The sequence below is a fragment of the Okeania sp. SIO1H4 genome, from assembly GCF_010672695.1.
In the GTDB taxonomy this organism is placed as follows: domain Bacteria; phylum Cyanobacteriota; class Cyanobacteriia; order Cyanobacteriales; family Microcoleaceae; genus Okeania; species Okeania hirsuta.
Map to the genome: position 1 here is coordinate 224,337 of NZ_JAAHGB010000005.1, position 15,133 is coordinate 239,469.

General features: G+C 36.5%; 15 protein-coding genes. 8 read left to right on the forward strand and 7 right to left on the reverse strand.

The features are described from left to right. Positions 1 to 918: 918 nt before the first annotated feature. The 3 genes from F6K06_RS03730 to F6K06_RS03740 all read right to left on the reverse strand — a co-directional run bounded on the left by F6K06_RS03730 (position 919) and on the right by F6K06_RS03740 (position 3,457). A complete protein-coding gene (locus F6K06_RS03730) occupies positions 919 to 1,743 on the reverse strand; it encodes a squalene/phytoene synthase family protein (protein ID WP_124146630.1) in 825 nt (274 codons plus the stop codon). A 479-nt stretch (positions 1,744 to 2,222) separates the two neighbouring features. Continuing rightward, positions 2,223 to 2,345: a hypothetical protein gene (locus tag F6K06_RS03735; RefSeq protein ID WP_275670431.1), complete on the reverse strand. Its 123-nt coding sequence runs from the start codon at positions 2,343 to 2,345 to the stop codon at positions 2,223 to 2,225. Between the two features lie 149 nt (positions 2,346 to 2,494). Next, positions 2,495 to 3,457: a hypothetical protein gene (locus tag F6K06_RS03740; RefSeq protein WP_205127490.1), complete on the reverse strand. Its 963-nt coding sequence runs from the start codon at positions 3,455 to 3,457 to the stop codon at positions 2,495 to 2,497. A 462-nt stretch (positions 3,458 to 3,919) separates the two neighbouring features. Here F6K06_RS03740 and pstS point away from each other — a divergent pair, with 462 nt between their 5' ends. The 3 genes from pstS to F6K06_RS03755 all read left to right on the forward strand — a co-directional run bounded on the left by pstS (position 3,920) and on the right by F6K06_RS03755 (position 5,958). Further along, positions 3,920 to 4,957, forward strand: coding sequence for a phosphate ABC transporter substrate-binding protein PstS (gene pstS, locus F6K06_RS03745; protein WP_124146631.1), 1,038 nt, complete (start codon positions 3,920 to 3,922; stop codon positions 4,955 to 4,957). Positions 4,958 to 5,095: 138 nt separating this feature from the next. Next, complete coding sequence (locus F6K06_RS03750) at positions 5,096 to 5,278, forward strand: hypothetical protein (RefSeq protein ID WP_124146632.1); 183 nt, start codon at positions 5,096 to 5,098, stop codon at positions 5,276 to 5,278. Between the two features lie 314 nt (positions 5,279 to 5,592). Beyond that, on the forward strand, positions 5,593 to 5,958 hold the full coding sequence (locus F6K06_RS03755; protein WP_124146633.1) for a DUF2237 family protein: 366 nt from the start codon (positions 5,593 to 5,595) through the stop codon (positions 5,956 to 5,958). Between the two features lie 132 nt (positions 5,959 to 6,090). Here F6K06_RS03755 and cimA read toward each other — a convergent pair whose 3' ends face one another. After that, on the reverse strand, positions 6,091 to 7,689 hold the full coding sequence (gene cimA / locus F6K06_RS03760; protein WP_287239232.1) for a citramalate synthase: 1,599 nt from the start codon (positions 7,687 to 7,689) through the stop codon (positions 6,091 to 6,093). Between the two features lie 274 nt (positions 7,690 to 7,963). On the opposite strand from cimA, the gene F6K06_RS03765 reads away from it, so the two are divergent. From F6K06_RS03765 to F6K06_RS03775, 3 genes are all read left to right on the forward strand, one after another. Further along, positions 7,964 to 8,302, forward strand: coding sequence for a 2Fe-2S iron-sulfur cluster-binding protein (locus F6K06_RS03765; protein WP_124144870.1), 339 nt, complete (start codon positions 7,964 to 7,966; stop codon positions 8,300 to 8,302). A gap of 659 nt (positions 8,303 to 8,961) precedes the next feature. After that, positions 8,962 to 10,065, forward strand: a complete 1,104-nt coding sequence (thiO, locus tag F6K06_RS03770; RefSeq protein WP_124144871.1) for a glycine oxidase ThiO — start codon at positions 8,962 to 8,964, stop codon at positions 10,063 to 10,065. A 548-nt stretch (positions 10,066 to 10,613) separates the two neighbouring features. Further along, entirely contained in the window at positions 10,614 to 10,787 is a 174-nt protein-coding gene (locus F6K06_RS03775) for a hypothetical protein (RefSeq protein ID WP_161565018.1), read from the forward strand. 171 nt (positions 10,788 to 10,958) lie between these two features. Here the strand turns inward: F6K06_RS03775 and F6K06_RS03780 are convergent, their stop codons facing one another. Both F6K06_RS03780 and F6K06_RS03785 read right to left on the reverse strand, forming a co-directional pair. Continuing rightward, the gene (locus tag F6K06_RS03780) at positions 10,959 to 11,183 is read right to left on the reverse strand and encodes a hypothetical protein (RefSeq protein WP_124144872.1); all 225 of its coding nucleotides are present in this window, start codon (positions 11,181 to 11,183) and stop codon (positions 10,959 to 10,961) included. 25 nt (positions 11,184 to 11,208) lie between these two features. Continuing rightward, the gene (locus F6K06_RS03785) at positions 11,209 to 11,379 is read right to left on the reverse strand and encodes a hypothetical protein (protein ID WP_161564509.1); all 171 of its coding nucleotides are present in this window, start codon (positions 11,377 to 11,379) and stop codon (positions 11,209 to 11,211) included. Between the two features lie 956 nt (positions 11,380 to 12,335). Here F6K06_RS03785 and F6K06_RS03790 point away from each other — a divergent pair. Together F6K06_RS03790 and F6K06_RS03795 are read left to right on the forward strand one after the other, a co-directional pair. Beyond that, entirely contained in the window at positions 12,336 to 12,854 is a 519-nt protein-coding gene (locus F6K06_RS03790) for a ferric reductase-like transmembrane domain-containing protein (protein ID WP_124144873.1), read from the forward strand. A gap of 211 nt (positions 12,855 to 13,065) precedes the next feature. Continuing rightward, a complete protein-coding gene (locus tag F6K06_RS03795; RefSeq protein ID WP_287239229.1) occupies positions 13,066 to 14,496 on the forward strand; it encodes a WD40 repeat domain-containing protein in 1,431 nt (476 codons plus the stop codon). A gap of 345 nt (positions 14,497 to 14,841) precedes the next feature. On the opposite strand, the gene yidD is transcribed toward F6K06_RS03795, so the two are convergent. Next, complete coding sequence (gene yidD / locus F6K06_RS03800; RefSeq protein WP_124144875.1) at positions 14,842 to 15,078, reverse strand: membrane protein insertion efficiency factor YidD; 237 nt, start codon at positions 15,076 to 15,078, stop codon at positions 14,842 to 14,844. Between the last annotated feature and the right edge of the window lie 55 nt (positions 15,079 to 15,133).

The window sequence follows — 15,133 nt, forward strand, 5'->3', positions numbered from 1 at the left end:
AGTGATATTTATAAGTAAAATCCTTTCACAGTAAGGAGTAAAAATGCACAAATCACTACTTCTACACAACTACCTAAAAATATTACTTACAGCAGTTTCGGAGTTAGTAGAGATACAAAGTTTTATTACCTTAGTAAATAGAGAAGAGAGATTAGTCTTCAAGTATACCTCACCATCCGCGCAAAGTACTGTAATCTCAAGGCTGAAAGTGTTACTGAAAAAGGCTTGCAGCAAATAAACTTTCTATAATATGGTTTGTCACCTTGAGAGCGCCGAAAGCTTTAGCTAGTAATGATTTTTCCCAGAAGTTTGTACTCTCTAGCACTTAACTATTTTTTATAGATACTACTAAACTCCCATGGAAGTTGTATCCAAATTATCTAAGATCAATATTTAATTGGTTGGAATTGAGCAATCCTACCTTACAGACTAAAGACTACAAAGTTATTCTAAAAATATTACTTACAGGAGTTTCAGAGTTAGTTAGATACAAAGTTTTATTGCCTTAGAAATGAGAATTAAATAAGATCCACAGTTTTTGGCTAGGAGTATGGTACTCAAATGCTTCTGTGCAGGAAATTTGGAAGTTAATAAATCCTCATTCCTTAGTAAATAGGGAAGAGAGATTAGTCTTCAAGTATACCTCACCATCCGCGCAAAGTACTGTAATCTCAAAGCTGAAAGTGTTACTGAAAAGGGCTTGCAGCAAATAAACTTTCTATAATATATAATATGGTTTGTCACCTTGAGAGCGCCGAAAGCTTTAGCTAGTAATAATTTTTCCCAGAAGTTTGTACTGTCTAGCACTTAACTATATTTTTATAGATACTACTAAACTCTCATGGAATTTGTATCCAAATTATCTAATATCGATATTTAATTGGCTGGAATTGAGCAATCATAAGACACTCAAGAATATTAAGCAGAATTATTGCAACGATAAATTAATTCCATCACTTCCGAACGACTCAGCTTTTCTTGCCCCATAGTTAAAATATCCAGAGTAGCATGAGCAAGAGTCAGAGGAATTTGGCAAAAATTTCGAGCAGGTCCTGAAGGAAGAGAGTTAGTATAAGAATCAGCTAATAATAGATTACGTTGAGCATAAGCTTGCATATCCTTGGCAACCCAACCGTTAGGAAAAAAATCTACGCCCCTAACTAAATCTTCTGAATGGTTACGAAGAATATTTACTGCCTGTAGACCACGGCCAAATCCAATTGCCTGAGTACGATTAGTATTAGTATTATCATACCAACTCCATAAATCGGAAAGTAATAAACCTACTGCACCTGCCACACTAAAAGTGTAACGATCCAAATCTGATTCAGTGTGAATTGCCCAATTATTTTCAGCCCAATAAGCCATCCGGTCTGCCATTGCTGCTGTTACATCCCAGATCCTGGGTGCTATTGTATCTGAAGCCAGTATTGCCCATTCTCCTACTCTTTTTGTTACTTCTGGTAGGTTAGTCATATTCAAGTCTAACTTTGCGGAAAAGTTCGGGAAACTTGAATGGTTAACTCCTTCTTGTAAAAGTAAACTAATCTTTCGCAACAATTTTGCCTTCGTGAAGCTATCTAAATCTGGATGATCCTCAATTTCATCAATGGCACGCATACAAAGATAGGCCGATGTAACTGCCTCTTTTAGCCCAGATGGTAATTGACTAATAGGAATATAGAAAGTACGACTTGTTTCTTTTAATATATATAAGGCATCTTTATCTTCAGGTCTGTTCATCTATTTCACTCCTCACGGCTATTTTTGGTTTATAACAGAAGAAGGAAGTAACAAGCAAGAAGCAAGAAGGAAAAATCTTGCGTTATCTGAGTTTTAAGCTTTTAATATGTCCTAATCTTTGCTTAGAATGCTATACAGCGCTTTTCAGGTTGATGACCTCACGTCATAAACAAAAACCTGTAGGGGCGAATGGCCATTTATGACGCAAATCTCCGCTTTAGCAGAACAATCTTGGGACAATTTTTCCGAATACCTCCTAATTATTCTTATGTTTGCTTCTCCCCCACTCCCCTATTTCCCCTCCTGGGAGGGGTTAGGGGTGGGTCCCCTACTCAACAAAATGTAGAAAAGTTTTTGAGAAATGGTATTATTTCTGAGGAGTCAGTAAGTCCAGTAGGGTGCGTTACATTTCATTAACGCACCATCTAGATTTTAATTTTCGGTGTGTGACGCTGATGATTTCACATTTGGATAGTTTATCATTTTCTTTGTGGGTTTAATACCCCACCGTCTACAGGGTGTTCACGCATTACTTGGGGGAGCGAATCCCCATGTAATTTTCCTCCTGTCTCCTGTCTCCTGTCTCCTGTCTCCTTCTTCAACAAAGTTTTGGCAGGAAATTTGAGATTATTTTGCTAGCAAAACTTCCGACTCAGGCGCAACCTGGTGGCACTTCGTTCCGACTTCTTGCCACAACCTGGGGGGTCGAACCGCTATTCCCTATTCCTTATTCCCTGTTCCCTGCCATAACTTAATTGCTAATCATTTTTTCTAGAAAAGGAAGTCCAAAGGCAATAACAATACTAACCGCTAAACCAGCAAAAGCTTTTAAAGCGTCACTAAAAATAATCTTACCTACATCCTTCATTTCGCGGTTTTGGAAATTGTGAGCTATTGCTATTTCTCTTCCAGCTAAAAGACCGATAAATACCCAAGTTGTACTCATCGGCATTTTGCTCCATTCTTTAAATAATAATAAGATTAATCCATAAATCAAATCTACAATTGTTGCCGAACGAATATCTTGAGTATTAGTTTTACTGGTAACTATATGTTGAATTGCACCACCATTTCTGTAAAAGATAATTGCGTGTAAAATTAACATCACAAACATGGAAAAAAATAGCATTGAAGCATCAAGATTTCGTGGCAAGTATGCAAAGATATTTGCCAAGTCTTGAATTAACCATTGACTCCACAAAAATGCTGTTGATACCCACTGCAAAATCACCCAATAAATTGGTGCTTCTTTGTCTGCTGTACTTAGAAATTTCTCTTCTAAAGCTTTAGTGATGAATTTATAAATAAGTATAGCTGTGACAAAAGCTAACCCATAGCCAAAAAATGATTTAGTCAGCATACTGATGAGATTGCTAGGAGCAAAAACTGTGATAATTAGAAAAGTGGTACTAACAGGAATTCCCCAATTTGTTAAAAATAGAAGTACGAAAGGAGGAACTATATAAATCCAACTAAAATTTTCAGGAAAAGGAAATTCTGCCAAACGCCCATAAGCTACATCTCCATCATTAGTAATCCAGCCATAGAAAAAAACTACTAACAAAACGGAGCAAATAAACAGCCATAATACCCACCAAGGGCGCTGAGAATTAGAACTTAAAAATGTGCCAAGGGTTTGTATAGCATCGTTAGCTACAATCGAATATGATGCTAATAAAAATCCAACCAACATAAATATATATTGACTGTTCATATTTTGTCGATATATCCTAATATCTTGAACTATAATAATAACTACAGTTTAGATGATGAAGATGTTGATTTGGAGAACTATTAGACTTCTGGCAGAAGTCAGGGAATAGGAAATAGGGAGAAATAATTGATAATTTATGGATAATAATTGATTTTATTTTTGATTTTTGGACATGTCTATTAGTTTCAGGCTAAAATATTTTTTAGTCAGGTAATAGAGAGTACAGAATAAAAGTTTTTGACTAAGGTTAACAAGAGATTAAAATTTTGGCAAAATCTTGACAATATTATCTAATTAAATTATCGTCTATGGTGTCTATGTAAAAATATTAATATATAGTAATATAAAGATTTAGTAAGATAAATAAAGTCTATTGTATTCAAACTTCTATCCTCGTTATTATCTAGAGATATTAATAAACTAGAGACTTATAAATAATTAGATTTTTCTGGAGGCTCATATATGGTTTTATTAAAAACTATTTGGCACCATGCTCTAACAGTTACAGTTGCAGCAGTTACTCTTTCACTTGGCACTGTTGGTGAAGTCATCGCCCAAACTATTGAAGGTGCAGGAGCATCATTCCCCGCTCCTTTGTATGAGCGTTACTTTCAAAAATTAAAAGAAGATACAGGAATTACAGTAAATTACAATTCTGTGGGTAGTGGCAAAGGTATTGAGAGTTTTATTTCAGATACCGTTGACTTTGCAGGTACAGATGCGCCACCAGTTGCAGCAGAAATAGAACAAATGCCAAAAGGAGTAGTTATGGTACCTACCGCAGGAGGTGCTGTAGCAGTAGTTTATAATTTGCCAGGAGTTACTGAACTCAAACTATCTCAGTTGGTATTGCCAGATATTTTTGCAGGTAAAATTACTAAATGGAACGATCGCCGAATTGCTCAAGACAACCCAGGAGTTGACCTACCTGACTTACCTATTAAAACTGTAGTACGAGCTGATGGTAGTGGTACAACTTTCATTTTCTCCAGGCATCTGAGTGCTGCAAGTCCAACATTTAGTCGAGAAGTGGGTGCATCCAGAAAACCTGATTGGCCAAAAAATCCCCTCAAAGGTGACAAAAATGATGGAGTAGCTGCTTTAGTGAAAGAAACTGAAGGGGCGATCGGTTATGTACAGGACAGTTTTGCTCGTCAAAACAACCTGTCAACAGCAATGCTGGAGAACCTACAGGGTCGGTTTGTCGAACCTACTCTCGAAGAGGCGAATATTGCATTATCCGGACTGAGATTTTATCAAGACTTTACCCCTGCTAACGAAGCTAACCCTGATGATGGATACCCCATAGTTGGAGTGACCTGGTTATTAGTTAAGGAAAATTATGAGACTTCAGATCAAGCAACTGCAGTTAAGAAAATGGTCAATTGGGTTTTACAGGAAGGTCAAAACTTGAACAATACTCTTGAGTATACTCGTGTTCCAGAAGCTATAGGTGCAAAAATACTTGAGAAAGTTGAAACTCAAGTAGCAAATCAATAATCAGACTTGAGCTATAGCAATTCCCAAAAAGAGTGAGGTACAAAATTCGTTTTTTTTAGGGAACAGGGAATAGGGAATAGAATAGAAATCAAAGATAGGTGTGCCTCATTAGGAATCTCCGATAATAAAAAATTAGCGTTGGTAAAGCGCGTGTATGATATTAATCTTAATTACTTAGGAGTCAACCCACCCCTCGCCCCTCCCCCTCCCAGGAGGGGAACAGGAGTCAGGAGTCAGGAGAGAAGAAAGAGGAATAGAAGGAGAAAGTTTTTTGGTCGCGTAAAGGTCATGGACTTCTATCGCGCTCTGATCCGGACATGATATCATGCCTCAAATTACCAACGCCAAAAATCAAATCAACTATCGCACAGAAATTATCAATTCTTTCCCCCTACTCCCTCTTTTCCGGAGATATCTATTGAACAGGACAAAAAAGTAGCGATCGCCCATCAAAACACCCTATTTAATAGACATCTGGTGATCATAAAAAATCAAATTAATTATCGCACAGAAATTATCAATTCTTTCCCCTTACTCCCTAATCCCTACTCCCTACTCCCTCTCTTCCAAAGTACTAAAGTGAATCTCTCTGGTAAACTGAAAAACTGAACTAAATTAAGGGGAACTATTTTAAAATGATAGAATCACTAAATGTATTAGGTGAAAAGCTAGAAGTTTGCTGTACTTCTCCCATGACTGGATTTTATCGGGATGGGTTTTGTCAGACTGGACCATCAGATTTTGGTTCCCACGTTATTTGTGCAGCAGTGACAGCAGAATTTTTGGAATTTACTAAGCGTCGTGGTAATGATTTGAGTACACCTAGACCAGAATATTCTTTTCCTGGTTTAAAACCTGGCGATCGCTGGTGTTTGTGTGCGTCTCGTTGGAAAGAAGCTCTAGATTCTGGAGTTGCACCACCAGTAGTTTTGTCAGGAACTCATCAAAAAGCATTAGAAGTAGTACCTTTGGAGGTTTTGCAGGAACACGCACTTATTTAGGTGGTAGGTCTGAGTTATAGCAGTCGAAGGAAAGGTTAGGACAGGTCAAAAGCTTAAAACTCAGACAAAGTAAGATTTTTCCTTATTCCCTCTTTCCTCTTCCTTCTTCCCTCTTCCCTCTTCCTTCTGCTACTACAAAACCACACCTAATGCAGTTTCTTGAGATTGACTTTCCAACATCAAACCATACTCTAAACTTTCAACAACCGCCTGATAAGAAGCATCCAAAATATTAAAAGAAACCCCAAGAGTCGTCCACCGTTGCTGACCATTACTAGACTCAATTAACACCCTAGTTTTAGCAGAAGTACCTGCACCACCATCCAAAATTCTCACTTTATAATCAGTCAAATAAAAATTAGCGATCGCTGGATAAAAATTTTCTAAAGCTTTCCGCAAAGCAGCATCTAAAGCTGAAACCGGACCATTTCCTTCAGCAGCTTCCAAAATATCCTGACCATTAACAGTAACTTTCACCGTCGCCAGAGAATTACTAACTTTTTCACCATCCTTATCCAAGTGAACCTGAAAACCCTTAATTTCAAAGAAATGCTGCCTTTGCTTCAAAGCTTTTCGCATCAATAACTCAAAACTAGCTTCTGCTCCCTCAAACTGATATCCCTCATTTTCTAACTCTTTTAAACTATCCAGAATTTGCCGACAAGCAGGGTTTTGACGCTCTAGCTCAATACCAAAACTTTTTGCCTTTGCCAACACATTACTCAAACCTGCTTGGTCAGAAATCACAATGCGACGACTATTCCCTATCTGTTGCGGTTGAATATGTTCATAAGTTAGTGGGTTGCGTTCCACTGCCGACACATGAATACCACCCTTATGAGCAAAAGCAGACAAACCCACAAACGGCGCGTGGTCATCAGGAGCAAGATTCACAACTTCACTAATAAAGCGACTGGTCTGAGTCAGTTTTTCCAGTTGTTGCGCCTGAATGCAATCATAACCCAACTTGATTTGTAAATTAGGAATCAAAGTACAAAGGTTAGCATTACCGCAACGTTCCCCATAACCATTGATAGTTCCTTGTATCATCTTCGCTCCTTCTCTGACAGCAGATAAAGCATTAGCAACAGCAGTACCTGAATCATTATGAGTGTGAATGCCTAATTTTGCAGTGGGCAAAGCATGGGAAACATCTGCTACTATCTGAGTAATTTCGTGGGGAAGAGTACCACCATTGGTATCACAGAGAACTAACCATTCCGCACCAGCATTAGTTGCAGCAGCTAAGGTTTGCAAAGCATAGTCAGGATTATTTTTGTAACCATCAAACCAATGTTCCGCATCATAGATGACCTGACGACCTTGACTACGGAGGTAATAAATCGTATCTGCAATCATTGCCAAATTCTCTTCCAGAGTAGTTTTTAGCCCCTCAACAACGTGCAAATCCCAAGATTTGCCAAAAATTGTCACCCACCGCGTACCAGCAGATAAAATGGGTTGCAGAGTGGTATCAGAAGCTGCTTGTTTTCCGGGACGACGAGTTGAACAAAATGCGACTACCTCTGCTTGAGTGAGAGGTTGTTCTTTTAGTTGCCAGAAAAATTGTACGTCTTTAGGATTCGCACCTGGCCAACCTCCTTCAATAAAAGGAATCCCCAAGCTGTCGAGTTGGTGCGCGATGCGTAGTTTGTCTTCTAGGGATAAGGATAGTCCTTCTCGTTGGGCACCGTCGCGTAGAGTTGTATCGTAGATCCAGAGTTTTTTCATTATTACTAGGGGTCTTAGAAATTCAGATAATTTTTCAACTTAATTTAAACTTTATAATTAATCCTACTTTTTCACTAATTTTTTACTTTATCTTTTAACTTTTAACTGCTAACATAGATAACTAATATAGGTCAAGATTATCATTTTCTTTGTGGGTTTAATACCCCACCGTCTACACGGTGTTCAAAATTACTTGGGGTTAGAATCCCCATGTAATTTTCCTCCTGTCTCCTGTCTCCTGTCTCCTGTCTCCTTCTTCAAGAAATAATTTGTTATGGTTAAGATTCAGGCTCAAGGTAAAACTATAACTTGCGATCGTGGTGCAAATTTGCGTCAGGTTTTACTAAAAAATGGTATTGATGTCTATAATGGCAATGCTTCAATTATTAACTGTCGTAGTATTGGTACTTGTGGCACTTGTGCAGTGGTAATAGAAGGAGAAGTTTCTCCATCTCAATGGCGAGAAAAAGCCAGACTTTCTATGCCTCCTCATTCTCCTAATTCTTGTAAACGTTTGTCTTGTCAAGTACAAGTTTTAGGAGATATAAAAGTAACTAAATATAATGGTTTTTGGGGGCAAGGTTCAGAAATTGTTTGGACTCCTGAAGGATAGAATATACCTTGAAAAAATTACTGAAAACATCTGCCAAAAACGGACATATTAGGAATAAAAGTTTTAGACTTTTGAGCTATTTTTTGGTTTTTTACAAATGATTTGGGATTATTCTCTGATAATAAAAACATAGAAAAAATATTATTTATAGCAACCGCTAGGTTAATGTTTGATAATTAGTGCGAGCATCTTGCTCGCGTAATAAATCATCATAATTATCCGATGTTCTAACTATAGTGGCGACTGTTATATCTTTGAATATAATCAAAGTACAGAATTAAAAAAATGTTGCCAATAATTATCCATACATTCATGTCATTTCAGTTATCAGTAAAAAAATCTTATCGCATCCTTCTTCACTACTCCTTATTTATCCTTATTGAGAAAATGGCATTGGTTATTTGAAGTATGATATCATGTCCGGATAATTAGGGATAAAACTACGTTCCGCTGACGCGTTTTATGTCGCCTAGCGTTAACGTTTGGCGTAGCATTACGTTAGTGTAGCTTCTCCGCAGGAGATAGGAAAGTTGTACGCCAGCAAACAAAAAACTTTCTCCTTCCATTCCTCTTTCTTCTTCTTTCTTCCCTCCTGACTCCTGACTCCTGACTCCTGATTCCTAAGTAATTAAATACACTAATTCAGCAACACCTAGAAAATGAATCAATCAAGCAATATCCTAATTATTGGTGGCGGTATTATTGGTCTATCAATAGCAATAGAACTAACATTACGAGGGGCAAAAGTAACAGTTATTAGCCGTGATTTTCAGCAAACAGCGACAAATGCTGCTGCTGGAATGTTAGCTCCTCAAGCAGAAGCTATTCCCCCTGGTAAAATGTTAGATTTATGTTTAAAAAGTCGGGCATTATATCCAGAATGGGTAAAAAAAATAGAATCAATTAGTGGTATAAAAACTGGCTATTGGCCTTGTGGAATTTTAGCCCCAGTTTATGCAGAAAAAGACAGGGAAAATTATGCTTTACAAAACCTAAATTATCAATGGTTAAATCAAGCAGAAATCCATCAATATCAACCAGGATTAGGTCTAGAGGTAATTGGGGGTTGGTCTTACCCTGAAGATGGGCAAGTAGATAATCGTTATTTGTACGAGTCAACTATTGCAGCAGCTAAAGAGTTAAAAATTGATATTCTTGAAGGAATTGTTATAGAAATAATTCGTCAAAAAGGTAAAATTCAAAGCATCAAAACATCAATAGGTGAATTACAAGCGGAACATTATGTATTAGCTACAGGTGCATGGTCTCAGGAGTTATTACCAATTCCTGTATTTCCTAGAAAGGGGCAAATGTTGTCGTTAAAAATTCCCTCAGATATAGCTAGAGAAAATCTACCTTTACAGCAAGTTTTATTTGGCACAGAAAGTTATATTGTGCCGCGCCAAGATGGAAGAATAGTTATAGGTGCAACAAATGAAAATGTCGGATTTTCAGAGGGAAATACAGCAGCAGGAATTCAAGAATTATTAGGAAATGCTATTCGGTTATATCCGAGTTTAAAAAATTACAAAATATTAGAATTGTGGTGGGGTTTTCGTCCTAATACTCCTGATGAAATGCCAATATTAGGAACAAGTAATTATGATAATTTGACCATTGCTACTGGGCATTATCGGAATGGAATTTTATTAACACCTGTCACAGCGCTATTAATAGCTGATTTGATTTGGAATAATAAATCCGCTCGATTATTAGATGCTTTTAATTGTTCTAGGTTTGCTGAAGTTAGTAGTAAATTTTGAATTGATAGTAATGGTTGAATCAGAATATTGGTCTTGTATTGAAGAAAAAAGAAGTTGGAAAAAGTGGGCTTTCCTACTAAAAGAAGTAGCTCTGTGTCTACAAACACTAACCAATTGTAGACAGTACGAATGACGGTGAGTTTTCAGCACTTGAAGAAGGAAGAAGGAAGGAAGAAAAGGTCGATGGGGATAGTCTTCGACCTGCCATTTCGTGTCTTATAACCCTAACCAATTGCCAAAACCTTGTAGACGGCGGGGTATTAAACCCAAAATCAAAAGATAAAGAAAAAGATAATATACAAAATTTTTATTGGTTTTCCTGAATATACGATCTAAAAATTACCAATAATTAAATTTTAAAGCCTCTATTTCACTAGGCTAAGGACTGTTGTAATACCAGTTTGATAAATATTTGCTACAAATAGCTAGGCTATTTTTTAGGAGTCAGGAGTCAGGAGTCAGAATGAATGACTTCGATATAATTTTTTAGGTCAAAACTTATCTTTTTAGTCACAAATACATCTCCAAAAAAGTATTTTAATTAGGGTTTGCTGAAAAAGTATTTTAGTAGGGGTAGGAGACAGGAGACAGGAGACAACCCACCCCTCGCCCCTCCCCCTCCCAGGAGGGGAGAAATGGATCGGGAGCGAGGAAGTAGGAGCGGGCGTTTTGTAAGAATGATTTTTCTGCCCAACTATGCGCCTAAAATACTAACTTTTTGAGCGTTTTAGACTGAAACAGGCGCACTTTTTTCGTTCCCAAAAAGGCACTTGTCTTTATATGTCAATGCTTTTATATTTAATCAGCAAGCCCTAATTACTCAAATTATGCGTAACATTCTTTTTTGAAAATAGTATAATACAAGGATAAAAAAAATATTTTAGTCAATCTTCTTATTTTAAATAGAGGTAATTTTTAATTGTTGAAATGCTGCTGTCAAAATTATCCACTTTTTCTTCTAGGATAGTTTCTAACTGAGCAATTACATTTTTGTGATTTTCGCGAAACTTTTCGTAACCGGGTATTAAGTAATATTCCTTCACTAAATATTTTTGCATTGAAGTGATAGGAATATGTCTGACTTTATCTGGTTTAGAGTTGATAATTATATTTTTCATGGATTAGTTTTTTTGTATTCAAATTTTATATATAAAATAATGCGACTAGGGGATTTACATTAACAACACTAACACCATGACTATCTCCCCAATCACCATGACGGCCGTTAATCCACTCATATCTAAGACCATTATCCCAAACTCGACCTTTACCACGTAAATCAACATAGTTGCTTGATATTGATGGCCATGACAAAGCCCAGATTATTTTTCCGGATGAATCAGCAATGGTGTATAAATATAGCTTTCGTTAAAATTATTTGTTGCCAGTTTCACAACTTGCATAACCCTTGAAAACTCAGAAATATATCGTCTTAGACAACAAGAAAAACTCTAAGCTGAACATTATTAGGAGCTAGAAAATGGCACAAATTAATAGTACACCCCAAAGCGGTCTGATAGTAGTATACAAGTAGCAATGTTTGCAGTTTCTCACCAGACTATGAAAAGTATGTACAGACAAATATTACTACTTCTACATAATTACTCTTCAATTCAAAGATTAACTCACAAAAATCATGAAAATACCGATGATTTTAGGTAAATAATTTATGAAAGATTCTTCTGAATACATAACTATAATTTCAGATCCTATATTTCATAATTACCAATAAAAATAATGAGGCTTGATCACATTAATCAGTGAAAAAATAAACTTAACGCCTGAGTATTATGACTCATATTTTAAAGAGATTTAGAACTCTAATTTGATCGTAATTAATTATCCGGAATAGATGTTTTATATTTTGAATATATTATCGTGGGTAATCAATTTCAAAATATTCAAAATGTTAGTAGTTGCTTTTTCTGCTTGAATTGAGCAATTAATAACTAGAATTAAAAAAAATCTAATTTTCAATATTTTTCTCAGGAATATCTCTTAGATTGGGTGTAATCATTTAGCCTGGTAATTCTACGAAGATCATTTCTAAAAAATGATATAAAAATTATCTTTACTAGAGAAAAATAACTGCTGTAAATATTTCTATAACTGAGCAAAAAAATCTCACTTACAGCAGATTCCACTAAGCGTGAGGTACACTCATCGCGGGCAAGATGGTCGCACTTGCATTCATTTAATTGTTAATCTCTGTACTTCATATACTTGGAATTTACTGTAAATAAAATTTAGTAACTAAAGGAGAGACTATTATGGATACAGCACCAGTAGCTAACTACTTAGGTTTATTAGCATTAGTATGTTATGTAATTACCTTACTACCAAGCATTTTGAGAATTGTGTTTCCGAGCACAAAAAAAACAGAATTTCCTAAAATATTGCTGAAGTATCGTCGTCAAATAGGTGTAATTGCTTTTCTATTTGCTTTTGGTCATGGAATGTTGCTAGTGAGCAAGAGAAACTTTGATTTTTTTGACATCCAAACTTATTGGATATATATACAAGGAGTCGTAACTTTCATTATTTTCACACTACTAACAATTACTTCCAATGATTGGAGTATCAAAAGAATGAAAAAAAATTGGAAGAAATTACATGAACTAACATATCTAGCAATGTTCCTCTTAGTCTGGCACGTCATAGACAAAATGTGGGGTCATTGGAGCTACCTCACCCCATTAGGAATGATTGGCATAACAACTATAACAGTTTTATTTATTGTTAGAAGATGTATAGAGCGTAGAAAAAAACTGACAAAAACTAAGAGCTGATTTATCAAGTAAATATTAAGAGGATAAATACTTTACAGTGTAAGGGTTTGAAACTATCTAAGCTCCCAGGACATAATTTTCGGCAAACCCATACTAGAAAGGAGTTTCAACTCAGTTTACAAATCAGATATAAGGGTGTAAATTAAGTCAAAAATAAACAGTAATTTGAAATTTTTTCAACAAGTAATCATCAATGGTAGGATTAAAATTTATGCTAGCTCAACCCAAGTGTCGAAAATATTCTACAGTGATAGCAGCAACTACTTTAGCAACTATTGGTGGACTGTGGTCTTGGCGATCGCTATCCATATCAACCACAAACTTTGTCCGACCATCTGAACAAAGAACTTTACCCTCTCTAACCCTTTCAGGACATAAAGGATGGGTGTATGCAGTTGCTATAAGTTCTGATGGAAAAACTCTTGCCAGTAGTAGTTATGATGGCACGATCAAAATTTGGAATTTAAGCAATGGTAAATTGCTACATACTATCAATGCTCACGCAGATGCGATCGAATCTCTTGCGATGAGTCCAGATGGTAAAATTCTTGCCAGTGGTAGTTGGGATAACCGCATTAAACTTTGGAATATTGCAAATGGAACTCTTATCCAGACTCTCAAAGGTCATACCGATGATGTGAAAGCTATAGCTATAAGTTCTGATGGAACAACTCTTGCTAGTGGTAGTTATGATGGCACGATCAAAATTTGGAATCTTAACACTGGTTCTGTTGAGGGTCGTTTTCAACATTCAGCTCCTGTCACATCTCTAGTTTTGAGCAAGGATGGAGAGATGCTTGCTAGTGGAGGTAAAAATGGTCAAATCAAAACCTGGCAATTGAATACAGGTAAACAACTCCACTCCTTGGCAGCACATACAAACACAATTTGGGCGATCGCTTTTAGTCCCGATGGTAAAATTCTTGCTAGCGGTAGTCAAGACCGAAAAGTTAAGTTATGGCAGATGGACACTGGTCAACTACAATGCACTCTAGAAGGACACGACAAAGCAGTTTTGTCTGTTGCTTTTAGTCCCGATAGCAAAACTCTTGCTAGCAGCAGTTATGACAAAAATATTCATTTGTGGGAGGTAGATACAGAAAAATTATTAGAAACATTTACAGATCATTCTAAAGCTGTTTGGTCGGTAAAGTTTAATCCTGATGGACAAACTCTTGCCAGTGGGAGTGCTGATAGAACTATCAAACTGTGGTCTGTATCTGACTTTAGTAGTAACGATTTACAGAATACAACTCCCCCATCTATTGTGAAAGAGGAAGCAGATATAATTTCTGTTTCAGAGATTACTGATATAGCTGAGTTAGAAGAGTTAAACCAAAAGTTATATGACCAAATTGACCAAAGTTGGCAACAGACTCCAGTATGGTATGAAGATTTAGTGTTTGAGGTAAAAGTTAATGGGGATGGAGCGATCGCTAGCTTAGAACCGATGAATGAACCTGCACAATATTATAGTAAACACACACCTTTACCCAAGTTGTTAAATAGTGCTAATTCTGAAGTTACGAGTCAGAAACAGTCTTTTGCAATATTCCGGGTGGTGATGACACCGACAGGGGTACTTGAAGTTAGTCCTTGGGGTGGTTGGTTAAAGAAGCAGTCTGCAGTCAGCGATCGGTAGATTTTTTTTGAGACTCCCTCGTTTGCAGAGCATTCCAGAACTAAAAGGAGATTTCAACTCCTCCCTCTTTTGCAGGAGATGTCTAATACCAATTTGATAAATGTTTGCTACAAATAGCTAGGCTATTTATTAGGAGTCAGGAGTCAGGAGTCAGGAGTCAGGAGTCAGGAGTCATAATGAATGGCTTTAATACGATTTTTAGGGTGTAAATTATCTTTTTTGTCAAAGGAACATTTACTGTAAAATCTTTTTATCGCACTTATTATTCGTAACATTCTTTTTTCAAATTGGTATAAGAGGCTGTTTATTCTATAATTACTTCAGTATCTAATCTCCCCCACTCCCCTACTCCCCACAGTCCTCACACTCCCTTGGAGGAACTGGGTCATAACCACCAGGATGAAAAGGATGACAACGTAAAATTCGCATAATTGCCATTCTACCGCCTTTAAAAATCCCAAATCTTTCTATCGCTTCCATCGCATATTCTGAGCAAGTAGGTTGAAAACGACAGGATGGAGGTAACATTGGTGAAATGAAAATTTTGTAGCCTTTAATTAATTTAATTAGTAATACTTTCATATCTGAGCCACTTACTTATAACTGATAACTGATTCAAATGCGTGTTTGATGATGA